The following is a 16,360-nucleotide window of genomic DNA, read 5'->3' on the forward strand; positions in this document are numbered from 1 at the left end:
CTCAGATCATATACTCGGGCTGAGGCTGTGCCTGAGCAAGTTCAAAATGCTCGAGTATGGATTTTCTCATAGCCAGGAATTCCGAACCGCCGCGATGACGTGGTCTTGGGAGATCAACATCGATTATCTTGCTGATCTTTCCGGGACGCGGGGTCATAATTACTATCCTGTCGCTGAGATATATTGCCTCGTCGATATCATGGGTGACGAGTATCATGGTGATGCCGTTTTCTTTCCAGAGTTCAAGTATCTTATCCTGAAGATCGGCGCGGGTGAAAGAATCCAGCGCACCCATCGGTTCATCAAGGAGAAGTGCTTTCGGTTCGTTGATAAGTGCTCTTGCTATGGCGACACGCTGTGCCATTCCGCCTGATATCTGGTGGGGATAGGATTTTTCAAAACCGTCAAGACCCACCATTGAGATATATCTGCCTATTTTGTCTTTGTTCTTTTTGTAGACTTTGCGTGCTTTCAGACCGTAGGCTATATTGTTCTCCACATTCAGCCAGGGGAACAGACCGCCCTGCTGGAAAACATATCCGCGTTCGGGAGAAACGTCTGTTATTCTGCTGCCGTCTATGGTAAGTTCACCCGACTGTGGTTTATCAAGACCTGCTATCAGACGAAGCAGTGTGGTCTTTCCGCAGCCTGAGGGTCCTATTATGGAAATGAACTCACCGGGTCGGATATCAAGGTCAACATTATATAATGCGTTGACTTTGTTACCCTCGGCATCGGTATATATTCTGTTGACGTTGTTTACAGATATTGTACTGCTCATTTTTTCAGCACTCCTTCCTGCCAGCGCAGTGCACGCTTCTGGATACGTCCTATTATGTGATTTATCAGCGAGAACAGCACTGCCATTATGACGATAGCTGCCAGCACTTTGTAATATGCGCTCCATACTTTCGACTGGTTTATGTAGTAGCCAAGTCCGCCGGGCTGACCAAGCATCTCACTCATGACGAGGGTAGTGAAAGCCATGGCATTTGCTGAACTTATGCCTGTGAAGATATCGGGCATCGCGTGGGGTATTGCAACGTTGAATATCAGACCTACCTGAGAGCTTCCGAGTATCCTTGCGGCTTCATAGTTCTGCTTAGGTGTTGACTGTATGCCCTGAGCTGTAAGAAAAGCTATCTGGAACCATGCACATATCACTATGAGGAATACTGCTGCTGTGAATGAATTAGGCAGTAAAGTCAGCGCAAATGGCATCCATGCAACTGCGGGGACAACTCCTGTTATTTTCAGTATCGGGAATACCCAGTAATAAACTTTCGGGAACCAGCCGATAAGTATGCCTGTACCTACTCCGAGGAGTACACCGCAGGAGAATCCGGCTGCGTATAATCTGAGGGAATAGAGAGTGTTCTGCACCACATACTCGCCGTCGGCAAGATATGCTTCGATGACCTGAGCAGGTCCCGGGAAGAAAGGCTGTGCGAACACCTGGGTTTTTGTTCCGCCGATATCCCACACAGCAAGAGCTATACCCAGAGCAAACCTGAATGCTGCGGCTTTGCAGAATTTTCTGCGCTTATCCTTATCTTTCAGCGACACGATACCAACGCCTAAGAATACCAGTATCAGTGCAGCCAGCAGGAATATATATGCATCGTTTATATTAAGGCTGATGCTGAGACCGAGTGTATTTATAACGTAGGTCTTGAATTCGACTGCCGCTTTCTGCGGGAATACCAGATTTACTATTATCGCAGCAACAAAACCCGATATGGTGAGCAGTGCTTTCAGGGCATAATAGCCGTTGTGCCTGTATCCCCATTTCACTTTCTTTTCGGCAGTCGGCTTTTCCTTTTCAGCTGCACTTTGCAGGCTGCCCTTTAAAGCTATCTGTCCATTCATACGTTACCGTATCTCCTCTCTTTACTGATTACTATTTTACTTCAACTTTCTGATAAATGTCCTTTGCGAACTGGTCGGGGTCGCTTTTGAGGTAGCCTATCTTTGCCAGACCGTCAACGAAGTACTTTACGTCCTCTTCAACGTGAGTATCCCAGTTTTCATCATGCTCGGCAGCTGACGGGAAACCGTAGCTCTTTATCAGTTCAACTGCAAGTTCCTTGTCCTCGATGGAAGCGTAGTTCTTATTGATTATGATATCTACCGCTTCTTCGGGATTTTCGTATATCCACTCCTGAGCCTTGCGGTATGCTCTGAGGAGAGCAGCTACTTCTTCGGGGTCTTCTTCAAGTATCTTATTAGATGCGTAGAGGAAGCAGCAGAAGTGATCTGCGAAATATGGGTCTGTGCCGAGGTCGAAAAGTATGCGGACATCGCCTGCTTTTTCGTGGATAGAACCAAGCGGATCCCAGAGGGCTGCTACATCTATCTCACCGCTTGCCAGCGCCTCAAACTCCAGATTGCCATCGGAGTAAGGCAGGAATGTTACTTCACCGTCAGAAGGGTCAGCGGAGATGCCTGCATTTTCAAGCCAGAGAGATGCCACCTGATGAGGTGTGCCGCCTATCTCGTCAACTCCAATCTTTTTACCTTTCAGGTCTTCAACTGACTTGATATCGGAATCGGGATTGACCGCAAACTTGATACAGCCCTCATGCAGACCGTCGACTACTTTTACGTTTATGCCGTTCTCGATAGAGGGGAAGAACTGGAAATCTCCGTTTACTATTGGGATAGAACCGTTGTTGAGACCAATTTTTCTTGTTTCAAAATCAGCAGAAATGAGAGTTACATCAAAGCCCTCTTCTGCAAAATAGCCATTCTCATAAGCTATATAGATAGGTGCGCCGCAAAGGGCACCGTCCTTGCCGGGGATATCTATCTTGCCGTATTTGAAATCGCCTGTGCTTTGTGCGGTGTTGTTATCAGCACCCTTTTTTCCATTATCAGAACTTCCCTGCTCGCTTACTGAGCACGATGTCAGCATAATTGCCGATGCCATTATTGCTGCAAAAATACTTTCCTTTTTCATTTCCAAAACTCCTTTGTGTTTGCTATCGTTTTTGCGATGACTAAAGTTTATACGAAAACAGGGCAAAAGTCAATTTGGAAATGTGATAACGTTGTCTTTTTCTTTGCTGTAAATGCCATTATGTATGCCATTTATGGGGTCAGTTTGTATCAGATATCTTGATATTTTTGATTTTTTCTGCCATTAGTGATAACGATATCTTCTCCGAAAACAAAGGGTTTCGTACAGTCATTTAGTCACAAAAATATTTCACAAGAAGTGATTTTCGTGAAATGATAAGAATACGTTATCGTAAAACAGGTTTGCTATAAAAGATATTTATAACGGTTAATAGACGGCGGATATCGGCTGAAATAACATGAGATCAGGTGAAATATAAGATAGAAAAATTCGCGAAAAAATTTAAAAACAGCTATTGACAGGGTCGGAAAAATGTGTTATAATCTAAAAACATACTAAACATATATGAAAACTATAATAAAAGGAGTGCGAGCTTATGCCAATTAGATTAAAAGAAACACTGCCCGTTATTGAAAAGCTGAAAAAGGAAAACATCTTTGCAATGACTGAAGAACGCGCGATGCATCAGGATATAAGAGAGCTTAAAATAGCTGTGCTGAATATAATGCCCGACAAGGAAGAGACAGAGCGACACCTTCTGCGCCTGCTTTCCAATTCACCTTTGCAGATCGAAGTTACCTTTATAAGGCTCACAACTCATAAATATAAGAATACGCCCATGAGCTATCTGCTGAAAAACTATCTTCCCTTTTATCAGATAGAGCACAAGTATTATGATGGACTGATAATAACAGGTGCGCCTGTTGAAAAGCTTGCTTATGAGGATGTGGATTACTGGGGTGAGCTTTCGGCGATATTTGAATGGAGCAGGATACACGTAACCTCAACACTGTATCTGTGCTGGGCGGCTCAGGCTGGGCTTTACTATCACTACGGTGTGCCAAAGTATGATCTTGATAAAAAGCTTTCCGGTATATTCAGGCACACTGTAACAGATACAAGCAACGAACTGGTTAGAGGATTAGACAAGAATTTCTATGCTCCTCATTCGAGATATACAGGCATCAGCAGAGATGAGATACTTAAGGTCAATGAGCTGTCCATAATCGCAGAATCCGATGAAACAGGTGTTTATATCGTTTCTGACGGCGGAAAGAACATATTCGTGAACGGTCACCCTGAGTATGATCTTTACAGGCTGGCGGAGGAATATATCCGTGATACCGACAAGGGTATCTCGCCTGATATACCGAAGAATTATTTCCCCGATGATGACCCTGACAAAGAACCCGAGAGCCGCTGGATATCGGCTTCGAGCCTGCTGTTCTCAAACTGGCTGAACTATTTCGTTTATCAGATAACACCTTATGAATTCTGATATACAGCGCGGACAATGTTGAGTTGTCCGCGCGTTTTTTATGTCATTTATAAAATATTGCAGTGTTAACAATTCGTTTACAACAATTCATATTGACATTATAGGAATAATATGATATAATCTATATATCATATTGATTTAATAGGATTAATTTCAGAACATGAACCTGAATGATAAGGTCACATAATAACAGCTTCTGTATCAAGGAGGACAAATGAAGAATCAGCTTATATATAAAGGAAATTTCGGATTGGAACGCGAGACTTTGCGTGTAGATAAAAACGGCAGACTTTCACAGACGGCGCATCCCTTTGAGGATGACGGCGAGATAACCCGCGACTTCTGTGAAAATCAGATAGAGCTGGTAACTCCTGTTTGTTCAAGCATTGATGTTGTAATGAAAGAGCTTGAACGTCTGGATAAAAAAGTGAGAAAAACTCTTGATGATATGGATGAGCGAATCTGGCTTTACAGCAACCCGCCGCATTTTTCGGACGACAGTGAGATACCAGTTGCTGATTTCAAAGGCGATCTTTCAGGCAAGCGTTTCTACCGCGAAAAGCTGGAGATACGCTACGGAAAAAGGCTGATGCTCTTTTCGGGAATACATTTCAACTTCTCTTTCGATGACGAATATCTGAAAAGTATATCGTCAGGTGAGGATTTTTCCGAATTCAAAAACAGTTTCTATCTCAGGCTGTACAAACAGCTCAGCAGACACAGCTGGCTGCCGCTGCTGCTTACTGCCGCAAGTCCGGTATATGACCGTTCACTATATGAAGACGGCGCAAATGGCGCTGAGGTGAGCAGATATTCTTCCATAAGAAGCAGCGAGAGAGGCTACTGGAATAGCTTTGTACCGACCCTGAAATTTGACAGTCTTTCAGCATATGTTGACAGTATACAGAAGTATGTTGACGAGGGAAAGCTGTTTTCGGCAAGTGAGCTGTATATGCCCATAAGGCTGAAACCAAAGGGTGAGAACAGTATCGAGAATTTTGCAAATGGTGTCAGCCACATCGAGCTGAGAATGTTCGATCTCAACCCGCTGGAGCCGCAGGGTATCAATGCAAATGATCTTCGTTTTGCTCATCTTCTGGCAGTATATCTTTCGGAACAGCCTGATTTTGAATACACCGATGAATTGCAGATCCGGGCTGTACATAATCACAGAAATGCCGCACTGCTTGACCTTGAAGGAGTGACCATAGACGGTATCCCGATACTTGAACGTGCGGAGCAGATACTGGATAAAATGTCGGAGCGTTTTTCTGATAATGCAGAATATCTCAATGTTATAGCATATGAAAAAACAAAACTCAGTGACCGCCTGTGCAACAGGATCATCAATGAAAAGATCTACGGATAGAAGGTGATACAGATGTGTGAACTTATCGGCTTTTCTGCCGCCAGACCAACAGATATCAAAGAACAGCTAAAAGAATTTTACTCTCACAGTGCAAGCAACCCTCACGGCTGGGGAATAATGTACGGTGACAGGCTGATAAGAGGATGTGAACGTGCATCTGACAGCGCTGCTGTTGAACGGCTGGTGAAAACGATCGAAGACCAGACAACTACTCTCGGGCATATAAGATTTGCTACTGTGGGTTCGATAAAGCTTGAAAACTGCCACCCTTTCACGGGTCGAGATATCACCGGCAGACAGTGGACGCTTATCCACAACGGTACGATATATTCGGGCAGCAGACTGATACCATATCTTAACAATCAAAGCGGTGATACCGATTCGGAAAGATTATTCTTATTCCTGATGGATACACTGAACAGTGCTCAGCAGAATGGTGAACTTTCTCAGAAAGAGCGCTGCGAACTTGTGGATAATTTCATTCAGGAGATGTCACACAAAAACAAGCTGAACCTCATGATATATGACGGCGAGCTGATTTATATACATAAAAATATGAAAGACACAATGCTGTATCGTAAACTGGGTTCAGGATATATATTCGCAACAACAGCCCTTGACAATGGTGAATGGGATGACGTACCTATTGCTCAGCTGCTGGTATACAAAGACGGAGAACAGGTATACATCGGCAGGCAGCATGACGGGATATTCATACCAAGTCTGCAATATATCAAGGCGATGGACGCTATGCATATCTGAACACATATCCTATATACAAGTCTTTCGGAAATAGTTTTTGGCGCTCATCGAGACAATACTACCGATGAGCGTTTTAGTTTATACGGTGAAAAGGAGAACAGTATGACACTTCAACAGATAAATTACGCACTTATGATAAGCGAGAGCGGTTCAATGAATAAGGCGGCGGACAAGCTGGGGATATCTCAGCCGACACTTACAAACGCAGTACGTGAACTTGAACGCGAGATAGGCGCAGAGATTTTCCTGCGCACACCAAAGGGCGTTGTACCCACTGCAGAGGGCGAGGAATTTCTTTGCAGCATCGGACAGCTTTACAGGCAGTACGAACTTGTCTGCGAAAAATATATCAACAAGGATATGAAGCGAAAATTCGGTGTATCTACCCAGCATTACTCCTTTGCGGTAAGTGCGTTCATCGAGACCGTAAAGCAGTTCGGCACACTTGAATTTGAATTCGCAATAAGAGAGACTGAGACACTGAATATCATACACGATGTTGGAAGCCTGAAAAGCGAGATCGGAGTTTTGTATATCAGTTCATTCAACCGAAAGCCCATAACAAAACTGCTTGAAGAAAACGAACTGGAATTTACAGGGCTTATAAAATGCCGAGCTTATGTATATATGTGGCGCGGGCACCCTCTTGCCGGCGAGGAATCTATCGGGCTTGAACAGCTTGCGCCGTATCCTTGTCTTTCATTTGAACAGAACGGAAGCAACGGATATCTATTTGCCGAGGAGATACTCAGCGAGAATATCTATCCCCGAATGATAAAAGCGACTGACCGCGCCGCTATGGGTGAGCTTATGAAAACACTGTACGGATATACACTGTGTTCGGGAATACTCTGCGAGGAAATGAACGGCAGTGATTATGTTGTTGTACCATTCCGTGAGGACAGCGAAAATCACAATACAGTTATGGAGATAGGATATATCAGAAAGAAGCATGGAGCTCTCAGTGAGATAGGAGAAAGGTATATCGAGGAGCTGAAACTGAGTCTGCAAAAGAATGCTAAGCCCGAGCCGATAAACACTGTTTATCAGGACTAATAAAGATGTTTTATAGCTAGCGCTATTTGTGATAACGTATTCTTATTATTTTACCAATGATATATCATATGTCTACAAATAGAAGGTAATATATGCCGAAAACCCCCGAATCTGCGTATAGATAACGTTGTCACGTTTTCGATGAACCGGACTATTTCTATACTTAAAACAGTGTATTTCGATACCCAAAACGAACGTGAAATCACCATATTTCAGCGAGTGCATGACAACGATATCACCTTTTATCGTTGACCTTTTCACTGTTTTCGGGTAAACTGTAAACATCGAAAACAAAACAACACCGAAAGGAAGATCATTATGGCAGATTTAAGATTTGATACCAAGAAAATAAAGGCAGGTTACAGTCCTCTGGATAACAACCTTGCTATCTCGCCCCCTATATATCAGACAGCGGCTTACGATTTCAAGAATACCGAGCACGCGCAGAATCTTTTTACATATAAGGAAGCGGGATATCTTTACACACGTGTGGGCAACCCCACTGTTAATTACTTCGCTGAGAGAGTAAAGGCTCTTGACGGCGCAAAAAACGCTGTTGCAGTAGGTTCGGGTATGGCGGCTATAAGCTACACACTGCTGAATCTGGCAGTTGGCGGCGGAACGATACTTGCTTCACCTTACGTTTACGGCGGAACGATAGATGCTTTTGACAGACTGTTCCCCGAATTCGGTGTAAATATCAAGCTCACCGATGCTATTCTTGACCCCGCAAAACTGGACGCTGAGATAACAGACGATGTTAAGGCGATATATGTTGAATCTATCAGCAATCCTAATGCTTATCTGCTGGATATCGATGCTATATCCGAAGTTGCGCACAAGCACGGCGTACCTGTTGTAGTTGATAACACCCTTGCAACACCTTACCTTTACAGACCACTCGAACACGGTGCTGATATCGTTGTATATTCCGCAACCAAGGCGCTGACAGGTCACGGCAATATCATCGCGGGTCTTATACTTGACAACGGCGATATGTCACTGTACACCAAGGAGAGATATCCTCAGTTCTACAAGCCCATAGTAATGCTGGGCGGAAAAGCACCTGCGGATATCTTCCCCGATAACTTCTTTATATTCCGTGCAATACTCGTTTACCTGAACCTGCTGGGCGCTGCGCTCTCACCTCAGGATGCATATCTTGGTATCATCGGTCTTGAGACACTTTCAGAGCGAGTTGCAAAGCAGTCAAGAAATGCTGCTAAGATAGCTGCATATCTTGAAAGCTCCCCTGCTGTTGAATGGGTTCGTCACCCAAGCCTTGCTAGCTACAAGTTCAAGGAACTGGCTGACAAGCATCTTACAAACGGCGGCGGCGGAGTGCTGTCCTTCGGCATAAAGGGCACTCCCGAGCAGGAGGCTGAGTTCCTTAACAACATCAAGCTTTTCCACTATCATGTAAACCTCGGTGACGCACGTTCTCTCATAGTTGACTCGCCTAATACAACTCACTCCGAGCTGACCGAGGATGAGTTCAAGCTGGCTGAGATACCGCGCAATCTGATTCGTATTTCTGCAGGCTTAGAGGATGCTGACGATCTCATCGAAGACCTCGAACAGGCTTTCAAGGCGGCAGGACTGCTGTAATAATTCTGATATCGTGACATCTCCGTAATATACGGAGATGTCTTTTTTGTGACAACGTAATCACAGAAAATTAACAAATAACCTAGTTGACAAGTAGGAGATAAAATGTTATAATCATATATATCAGATAGGATTACATATATTTCACAAAGGGGAGCAAAAATATGTCTCTGAAAGAAATAGCAAAAATGACAGGAGTATCGGTATCTACCGTGGGCAGGATACTCAGCGACCCGAACCACAAATGTTCCAGTGAGGAAGTAAGGCAAAGGGTCATAGAAGCTGCCCGTGAGATAAACTATATCCCGAATGCCAATGCCCGTTCCCTGAGAGCAGGCGGCAGGAATGAGGACAGGATATATCATATAAATATCCTTGTTACCCACTTGGGCAGCGGTGCAGCAGACCCATTCTATGATGAGCTGCTGATGATACTTGAAAAAGAACTTAGAAACAGCAGCTGTATAGTCAACAACGTATGGCATCGAAGTGAGTTTTCAGATGAGAAGATAATACAGAGCGACAGGCTCCAGAATCTGGTGGAAGAGCTTTACCGAGACAGTACGCACAAGTCAGACGGACTTATTATCATCGGCAAGGCAACGAGCCGTGCTCTGAAACAGCTGAAGACCAAGGAAAAGAATATCGTTTCGATAAACCGAAACTCGACGAATTATGAAGTCGATGAGGTGCTTTGCGACGGCAGCAGAATAGCCCGCACAGCGATCGCATATCTTGCAAAGCTTGGTCACACGAAGATAGGTTATGTTGGTGACTGCCACAACGAATCGAGATTTAACGGATATCAGGCGGCGATGACCACATTTCATCTGTCCCCGGATATTGATTATATCTACGACACTACACCGAATGAAGCCAATGGCATAGCGGCTCTGGAATACTTTTCGGGACTGGCTGATCCGCCATCGGGTATATATTGTGCAAATGATATCCTTGCGGTGGGTATGCTGAAAGCTCTAAACCGACGAAGATCAAAGATATATTCACCATCCATCATATCCAATGATGATATCGACGCGGCACAGTACACCAAGCCCATGCTGACAACGATATCACTGCCTAAAAACGAGATGGTGCGCTTTTCGCTGATGCTATTGCTTGACCGCATCAAAGGCGGACACAGGATAATCTCGCGACTGGAAGTTGAAGGTACGCTGATAATACGCGAAAGCTGCCGTCCTTACGGGGAATTGAACGAACCTGAATACTACATATGAGAACGTGACAACGTTATCATATTTAGGTGTTGACAAATTGCAGAATATGTTGTACAATATAGTCACGATATAAATCATACTATACAGATATGAATGATATGAAAGGAAGTATGGACTATGAGCTACAACAATATTGAAACTGCGCTGATACACGGCGGTATATCAATAGATGAAAGAACAGGTGCTGTTAACGTTCCCATCTATCAGACATCCACATTCAAGCAGGACGGTCTGGGAAAGATGCGAGGATATGAGTATTCAAGAACAGGCAATCCCACAAGAGAAGCTCTTGAAGCACTTATCGCAGAGCTTGAAGGCGGTCACGCAGGATTTGCTTTTGCCAGCGGTCTTGCTGCTGAAACTGCAGTTCTCAGCCTGTTAAACTCAGGTGACAGAGTGCTGATATCTTCAAATGTTTATGGTGGCACATTCAGATTGCTTTCCAAGATATTCAATCACTTTGAAATAAACTATACTATATCGGATACAGAGAATCCCGAGGCTTTTGAAAAGGATATCACACCAGATGTGAAAGCTGTTCTGATAGAAAGCCCTGCAAATCCTCTGATGACCATAACCGATATCCGCGCAATATCTGAGATAGCTCACAAACACGGTCTTCTCGTAATCGTGGACAACACATTCATGACACCATATTTACAGAGACCTCTTGAACTTGGTGCTGATATCGTTCTTCACAGTGCTACAAAATATCTCGGCGGACACAGCGATGTCGTTGCAGGTCTGGCAGTAGTTAAAACTCAGGAGCTTGCGGAAAAGCTGGCATTCATACAGAATTCCACAGGCGGTGTGCTTCCTCCATTTGACAGCTTCCTGCTGATAAGAGGTATCAAGACACTGGGTGTTCGTCTTGACAGACACGTTGCAAATGCTGAAGCTGCTGCAAAGTATCTCACAGAGCATAAGGCTGTAAAGAGCGTTCACTACCCGGGACTTCCTACTGATAAGGGATATGAAGTCAACAAGCGTCAGGCTAAAAACGGCGGCGTGATGATATCCTTTGAACTGAAGGACAACTACGATATCAACACATTCTTCGAGAGCCTTAAGCTGATCACATTGGCTGAAAGTCTCGGCGGTGTTGAATCACTGGTATGCCACCCCTCAAGCATGACGCATGCTTCGATACCCGAAGAGATTCGCAAAAAGGTAGGCATAACCGATGGTCTGATAAGGCTTTCAATAGGTATTGAGAATATTGATGACATTCTGAACGACCTTGAACAGGCGATCACAAAAAGTGAGGTAAAGTAATATGCTGTATGAAAATATGCATGACCTTATCGGTCACACACCACTGGTCAGGCTGACAAATATGGGGGTCTCCCCCGATATACATATTTATGCCAAGCTTGAAATGTATAATCCCTCGGGAAGCGTCAAAGACCGCATTGGTGAATACATGGTCAAGGCAGCCGAAAAAGAGGGTCTTCTAAAAAAGGGCGGTACGATAATCGAAGCTACCGCAGGCAACACGGGACTGGGAATTGCATTCGCAGCACTCGGAAGAGGTTACAGAGTGATCTTCACCGTTCCGACGAAGTTTTCCGCTGAAAAGCAGGCGCTGATGCGAGCGCTTGGTGCGGAGGTTATAAATACTCCCCGTGCTGAGGGTATGCTTGGTGCAGTACGCAAGGCTGAAGAACTGAAAGCTCAGATACCTGATTCGATATCTCTTGAACAGTTCAAAAACCCCAACAATCCTCTGGCACACTACGAGGGCACAGGCAAGGAGATATTCGATGACCTTAACGGAGATATCGATTATCTGGTTGCAGGTGCAGGAAGCGGCGGTACTTATTCAGGTATCGTCAGATATCTTAAAGAACACGGCAAAACAGTCGGTATCCTCGCTGATCCCGAAGGCTCGACCATAGGAGGCGGCGAACACTCCGATTACAACATCGAGGGTATCGGCAATGATTTTATCCCTGATACGATGGATATAAGTCTTGTGGATAAGGTCATAAAAGTCAACGATGAAGAAGCTTTTTCAACAGTACGCGATCTCGCAAGGAACGAGGGCATAATCGCAGGATCGTCTTCGGGCGCGGCTGTGGCAGCAGCTTTGAAGCTGGCTAAAACTATTGAAAAGGGAAATATCGTAGTCGTACTCCCAGACAGAGGCGACAGATATTTTAGTACAGGATTATTCGGATAGCGGTGAGTTAATGGTTTTTAAAATAGCATTTGCAAGCTCCGACGGAGTTAAGGTAGACAGTCATTTCGGTGCGGCGGAACGGTTTTATATCGCAACACTGGACATTGAAAAAGAGGAATATGACATAACAGGTCAGATAGAAGTTCGCCCCCCTTGCAACGGCGGATGGCACGAAGTTTCAAAATTCGGCGCAGTGCTCGAACAGCTGAGCGATGTATCTGCCATAGTTGCACAAAGAATAGGTCCCGGGGCAAAGAAGTATATTGAAGAAAACAACAAGGCTGTTTATCAGATACCGCTTGAAATCGAGCAGGCGATATGTCTGCTAATGGAAGAAAAACAATGGGAGGTGGACAAATGGCGATCTCATACGAAGAGCTGACTACAAAGCATCCATGCTTTGCAAGAGGCGAGAAAAACGGTTCGGGACGAATACATCTTCCCATAAGCCCGAGCTGCAATATCGAATGTAGATTCTGCGAACGCAGTTTCAACAACTACGAGATCCGACCGGGTGTCAGCAGAACAGTAATAACACCGGAAGAAGCTTTAGATGCTATCAAAAGGGCGCTTGAGGTCTGTCCCGATATACACGTTGCGGGAATAGCAGGACCGGGCGATACGCTTGCAAGTCCATATGCACTGGAAACTTTCAAGCTGATAAAAGAGGAATATCCCGAGCTTGTGAAATGCATGAGCACCAACGGACTTCTGCTTGCTGAAAAGGCACAGGATATCCTGGATGTGGGGATAGATTCACTCACGGTAACGGTTAACGCAGTTGATCCCGAGATCGAAGCTAAACTCAATGATGGTATCATCTGGCACGGCAAGCATTATACAGGTGTAGAAGCCGCAGAGATACTTATCGAACAGCAGCTTAAAGGTATAAAGATACTCAGTGATGCGGGTATGACACTAAAAGTCAACACGGTATTCGTTCCCGAAATAAACGGCGACCATATCGAAGAAGTTGCAAGAACAGTTGCCGAAGCGGGTGCTACGATATACAATATTATACCGCTGATACCAAATCACAAGTTGAAAGACTGCCGCGAACCAGACTGCATGGAACTTGAAAGAGCGATACTGAAAGCATCGAAGTATATAGATGTATTCAGACATTGTCAGCGGTGCCGTGCAGATGCAGTCGGAATACCCGGCGGCAAGGATTACGGCGAAGAGATATATCAGAACCTGCAGAGATTGACAAGAAAAGATACATTCTCACACGGATAAAATACCATATGAAATATATGAGTAAATCTTAAAATACCATATACGGTATTTAATATATAAACTATTATTTGAAATGAGGTAAAGTAAAATGGCTAAGGAATTAAGACAGATTGCAATATACGGTAAGGGTGGTATCGGTAAGTCCACCACAACACAGAACCTTACAGCAGGACTTGTTGAGCGCGGAAATAACGTAATGGTTGTAGGATGCGACCCTAAGGCTGACTCCACCAGACTTCTGCTGGGCGGTCTGCATCAGAAGACAGTTCTGGATACTCTGAGAGATCAGGGCGAGGACGAGATCGAGCTGGACGCAATCCTGAAAGAAGGCTTCATGGGCACAAAGTGCGTTGAGTCAGGCGGACCTGAGCCCGGCGTAGGCTGCGCAGGACGCGGTATCATCACATCTATCGGTCTGCTTGAGAGACTGGGTGCATATACCGAAGATCTGGATTATGTATTCTATGATGTACTTGGTGACGTTGTCTGCGGAGGTTTCGCAATGCCTATACGTGAGGGCAAGGCTAAGGAGATATACATAGTTGCATCGGGCGAGATGATGGCTCTGTATGCAGCGAACAATATATCAAAGGGTATCGCTAGATATGCAAGACAGGGCGGAGTTCGTCTGGGCGGTATCATATGCAACTCCAGAAACGTTGACCGTGAGGCTGAACTGGTAAGAGCATTCGCTAAGGAACTGGGCACACAGATGATACACTTTGTTCCCCGTGATAACGATGTTCAGCGTGCAGAGATACGCAAGAAGACAGTTATCCAGCACTTCCCCGAGTCCAAGCAGGCTGACGAGTACAGAGCACTTGCAGAGAAGATCGAGCAGAACGATATGTTCGTAATACCCAAGCCCATGACTCAGGAAAGACTTGAAGAGATACTTGTTGAGTATGGTCTGATGGACGATCTGAAGGACGATTATAAGATCTAAGATAATTCATAATTCACAATTCATAATTCATAATTACTGACATGGATCAATGCTTTGTGTTTTTATCATAACTTACTTGATACTCTGATTTTATCAGAATAACAAAAATAAGAATAGGAGTTTTGATAATGAGTAAAGTTAATTTGAATATACCCGAGGTCGAGATTCGTGAGATACGTCTCAATTCGATCACGGGATTTCAGGGAACTGCAAAGGAGCTTGTAGATGCTTGCTCTGCCTGCGGCGGAAAAATGAAGGACAAGAACCGTTCTTTCAGCCAGTGTCTCGGATGCGGCACATCAAACGCTGCCTGCACACTGACACTTATACAGGACGCTGCGATAATCTCTCACGGTCCTGTCGGATGTTCAACTTGTCTGCATGAGTTTGCTTTCACATATCGCGTGAACGCATATCTCAGACAGCTTGACCACCCCACACAGAGAAAGATATACTCTACCAACTTGGAGGAAAAAGATACGATCTACGGTGGCAGCAAGAAGCTTGAAGCTGCTATCCGTGAGGTACACAAACGTGCTAAGCCCAGTGCGATATTTGTTATAACCACCTGTGCGGCAGGTATCATCGGTGACGACGTTGAGAGCGTTACCAATGCTGCTCAGAAAGAACTTGGCATACCTGTAGTTGCTGTATTCTGCGAGGGCTTCCGTTCAAAGATGTGGACATCGGGCTTTGATGCAGGATATCACGGTATTGCAAGAAAGATCATCAAGCCCGCAAGACAGAAGAGAAATATCATCAATGTTATAAACTTCTGGGGCAGCGATATTTTCCGCGAGTGGTTTGCAGAATTCGGTTATGAGCCTAACTATATCACACCATTTGCAACTGTGGACAGCCTGAGCTATTCAAGTGAAGCTGCTCTGACAATACAGGCATGTTCGACACTTGGTTCATACCTAGGTGCGGCTCTGGAGCAGCAGTTCGGAGTGCCTGAGATACGCAATTCACCTCCTTACGGCATTGCACAGACCGATCGCTGGTTCAGAGAACTGGGTCAGATAATCGGCAAGGAAAAGGAAGTAGAAGAATTCCTGAAGCGCAAAAAGGAAGAATATATGCCCAAGATCGAAGTTCTCCGCGAGAAACTAAAGGGCAAGACCGCATATGTTACCGCAGGTGCTTCACACGGCCATTCACTGCTGGCTCTGCTGAAAGAGCTGGGCATGGAACCTCAGGGTGCTGCGATATTCCATCACGATCCTCAGTATGATAATGAGGATGAGCGTGCTGATACTCTGAGACATACGGTATCGGATTACGGTGATGTGCCTAACTACAACGTCTGCAACAAGCAGGAATTCGAGCTTGTTAACGTACTCAACCGCATCAAGCCCGATATACTTCTGGCTCGTCACGGCGGCATGACCCTCTGGGGCGCAAAGCTTGGTATACCATCACTGCTGGTGGGCGATGAGCATTTCGGTATGGGCTATGAAGGTCTGGTAAATTACGGCGAGCGCATACTCGAAACTATCGAGAACGATGAGTTCGTAAAGAACCTGGCTAAACACTCAGCTAACCCTTACACTAAGTGGTGGCTGGATCAGGAGCCTTACACATTCTTGGGAAAGTAAAGGA

At 44.9% G+C, this 16,360-nt stretch carries 15 protein-coding genes; 12 read left to right on the plus strand and 3 right to left on the minus strand.

Annotation, left to right across the window (positions count from 1 at the left end; all coding sequences use genetic code 11):
* Nucleotide 1: 1 nt before the first annotated feature.
* The 3 genes from BM265_RS04205 to BM265_RS04215 are packed head-to-tail and all read right to left on the minus strand — an operon-like array spanning nucleotide 2 to nucleotide 2,959.
* Nucleotides 2-781, minus strand: coding sequence for an ABC transporter ATP-binding protein (locus tag BM265_RS04205; RefSeq protein ID WP_074960288.1), 780 nt, complete (start codon nucleotides 779-781; stop codon nucleotides 2-4).
* Nucleotides 778-1,869 carry an ABC transporter permease gene (locus BM265_RS04210; protein WP_074960290.1) on the minus strand — a complete coding sequence of 364 codons (1,092 nt, stop codon included), beginning with the start codon at nucleotides 1,867-1,869 and terminating at the stop codon, nucleotides 778-780. Before BM265_RS04210 ends, BM265_RS04205 begins: the two co-directional genes overlap by 4 nt.
* Before the next feature lie 31 nt (nucleotides 1,870-1,900).
* Nucleotides 1,901-2,959: an ABC transporter substrate-binding protein gene (locus BM265_RS04215; RefSeq protein ID WP_074960292.1), complete on the minus strand. Its 1,059-nt coding sequence runs from the start codon at nucleotides 2,957-2,959 to the stop codon at nucleotides 1,901-1,903.
* A gap of 496 nt (nucleotides 2,960-3,455) precedes the next feature.
* Between BM265_RS04215 and BM265_RS04220 the strand changes: the two genes are divergently transcribed.
* From BM265_RS04220 to BM265_RS04275, 12 genes are all read left to right on the plus strand, one after another.
* Nucleotides 3,456-4,358 carry a homoserine O-succinyltransferase gene (locus BM265_RS04220; RefSeq protein WP_074960293.1) on the plus strand — a complete coding sequence of 301 codons (903 nt, stop codon included), beginning with the start codon at nucleotides 3,456-3,458 and terminating at the stop codon, nucleotides 4,356-4,358.
* A gap of 214 nt (nucleotides 4,359-4,572) precedes the next feature.
* Nucleotides 4,573-5,727: a glutathione synthase gene (locus BM265_RS04225; RefSeq protein WP_074960295.1), complete on the plus strand. Its 1,155-nt coding sequence runs from the start codon at nucleotides 4,573-4,575 to the stop codon at nucleotides 5,725-5,727.
* 12 nt (nucleotides 5,728-5,739) lie between these two features.
* Nucleotides 5,740-6,489 (plus strand): class II glutamine amidotransferase, encoded by a 750-nt coding sequence (locus BM265_RS04230; protein WP_074960297.1) that lies wholly within the window; start codon nucleotides 5,740-5,742, stop codon nucleotides 6,487-6,489.
* A 102-nt stretch (nucleotides 6,490-6,591) separates the two neighbouring features.
* Nucleotides 6,592-7,545 (plus strand): LysR family transcriptional regulator, encoded by a 954-nt coding sequence (locus BM265_RS04235; protein WP_074960299.1) that lies wholly within the window; start codon nucleotides 6,592-6,594, stop codon nucleotides 7,543-7,545.
* 318 nt (nucleotides 7,546-7,863) lie between these two features.
* Nucleotides 7,864-9,153, plus strand: coding sequence for an O-acetylhomoserine aminocarboxypropyltransferase/cysteine synthase family protein (locus tag BM265_RS04240; protein ID WP_074960301.1), 1,290 nt, complete (start codon nucleotides 7,864-7,866; stop codon nucleotides 9,151-9,153).
* Nucleotides 9,154-9,317: 164 nt separating this feature from the next.
* Complete coding sequence (locus BM265_RS04245) at nucleotides 9,318-10,391, plus strand: LacI family DNA-binding transcriptional regulator (protein WP_074960304.1); 1,074 nt, start codon at nucleotides 9,318-9,320, stop codon at nucleotides 10,389-10,391.
* A 117-nt stretch (nucleotides 10,392-10,508) separates the two neighbouring features.
* A complete protein-coding gene (locus tag BM265_RS04250; protein WP_074960306.1) occupies nucleotides 10,509-11,666 on the plus strand; it encodes a trans-sulfuration enzyme family protein in 1,158 nt (385 codons plus the stop codon).
* A 1-nt stretch (nucleotide 11,667) separates the two neighbouring features.
* Nucleotides 11,668-12,573 (plus strand): PLP-dependent cysteine synthase family protein, encoded by a 906-nt coding sequence (locus tag BM265_RS04255; protein ID WP_074960308.1) that lies wholly within the window; start codon nucleotides 11,668-11,670, stop codon nucleotides 12,571-12,573.
* Between the two features lie 10 nt (nucleotides 12,574-12,583).
* Nucleotides 12,584-12,955 carry a NifB/NifX family molybdenum-iron cluster-binding protein gene (locus tag BM265_RS04260; RefSeq protein ID WP_074960311.1) on the plus strand — a complete coding sequence of 124 codons (372 nt, stop codon included), beginning with the start codon at nucleotides 12,584-12,586 and terminating at the stop codon, nucleotides 12,953-12,955.
* Nucleotides 12,931-13,812: a radical SAM protein gene (locus tag BM265_RS04265; RefSeq protein ID WP_074960313.1), complete on the plus strand. Its 882-nt coding sequence runs from the start codon at nucleotides 12,931-12,933 to the stop codon at nucleotides 13,810-13,812. The genes BM265_RS04260 and BM265_RS04265 overlap by 25 nt, the downstream gene beginning before the upstream one ends.
* A gap of 88 nt (nucleotides 13,813-13,900) precedes the next feature.
* The gene (gene nifH, locus BM265_RS04270) at nucleotides 13,901-14,758 is read left to right on the plus strand and encodes a nitrogenase iron protein (RefSeq protein ID WP_002851636.1); all 858 of its coding nucleotides are present in this window, start codon (nucleotides 13,901-13,903) and stop codon (nucleotides 14,756-14,758) included.
* A 128-nt stretch (nucleotides 14,759-14,886) separates the two neighbouring features.
* Nucleotides 14,887-16,356 (plus strand): nitrogenase component 1, encoded by a 1,470-nt coding sequence (locus BM265_RS04275; protein ID WP_074960315.1) that lies wholly within the window; start codon nucleotides 14,887-14,889, stop codon nucleotides 16,354-16,356.
* The last annotated feature ends 4 nt before the right edge of the window (nucleotides 16,357-16,360 follow it).

The organism is Hominimerdicola alba, from assembly GCF_900112155.1.
Lineage (GTDB): Bacteria > Bacillota > Clostridia > Oscillospirales > Ruminococcaceae > Hominimerdicola > Hominimerdicola alba_D.

Excerpts from the sequence above, each read along its gene's own strand:
- BM265_RS04265 (WP_074960313.1), top strand. The coding sequence starts at position 12,931 with ATGGCGATCTCATACGAAGAGCTGACTACAAAGCATCCATGCTTTGCA.
- BM265_RS04230 (WP_074960297.1), top strand. The coding sequence starts at position 5,740 with ATGTGTGAACTTATCGGCTTTTCTGCCGCCAGACCAACAGATATCAAA.
- BM265_RS04240 (WP_074960301.1), top strand. The coding sequence starts at position 7,864 with ATGGCAGATTTAAGATTTGATACCAAGAAAATAAAGGCAGGTTACAGT.
- BM265_RS04215 (WP_074960292.1), bottom strand. The coding sequence starts at position 2,959 with ATGAAAAAGGAAAGTATTTTTGCAGCAATAATGGCATCGGCAATTATG.
- BM265_RS04225 (WP_074960295.1), top strand. The coding sequence starts at position 4,573 with ATGAAGAATCAGCTTATATATAAAGGAAATTTCGGATTGGAACGCGAG.
- BM265_RS04260 (WP_074960311.1), top strand. The coding sequence starts at position 12,584 with ATGGTTTTTAAAATAGCATTTGCAAGCTCCGACGGAGTTAAGGTAGAC.
- BM265_RS04220 (WP_074960293.1), top strand. The coding sequence starts at position 3,456 with ATGCCAATTAGATTAAAAGAAACACTGCCCGTTATTGAAAAGCTGAAA.
- BM265_RS04245 (WP_074960304.1), top strand. The coding sequence starts at position 9,318 with ATGTCTCTGAAAGAAATAGCAAAAATGACAGGAGTATCGGTATCTACC.
- BM265_RS04205 (WP_074960288.1), bottom strand. The coding sequence starts at position 781 with ATGAGCAGTACAATATCTGTAAACAACGTCAACAGAATATATACCGAT.
- BM265_RS04235 (WP_074960299.1), top strand. The coding sequence starts at position 6,592 with ATGACACTTCAACAGATAAATTACGCACTTATGATAAGCGAGAGCGGT.
- BM265_RS04250 (WP_074960306.1), top strand. The coding sequence starts at position 10,509 with ATGAGCTACAACAATATTGAAACTGCGCTGATACACGGCGGTATATCA.
- BM265_RS04255 (WP_074960308.1), top strand. The coding sequence starts at position 11,668 with ATGCTGTATGAAAATATGCATGACCTTATCGGTCACACACCACTGGTC.
- BM265_RS04275 (WP_074960315.1), top strand. The coding sequence starts at position 14,887 with ATGAGTAAAGTTAATTTGAATATACCCGAGGTCGAGATTCGTGAGATA.
- BM265_RS04210 (WP_074960290.1), bottom strand. The coding sequence starts at position 1,869 with ATGAATGGACAGATAGCTTTAAAGGGCAGCCTGCAAAGTGCAGCTGAA.
- nifH (WP_002851636.1), top strand. The coding sequence starts at position 13,901 with ATGGCTAAGGAATTAAGACAGATTGCAATATACGGTAAGGGTGGTATC.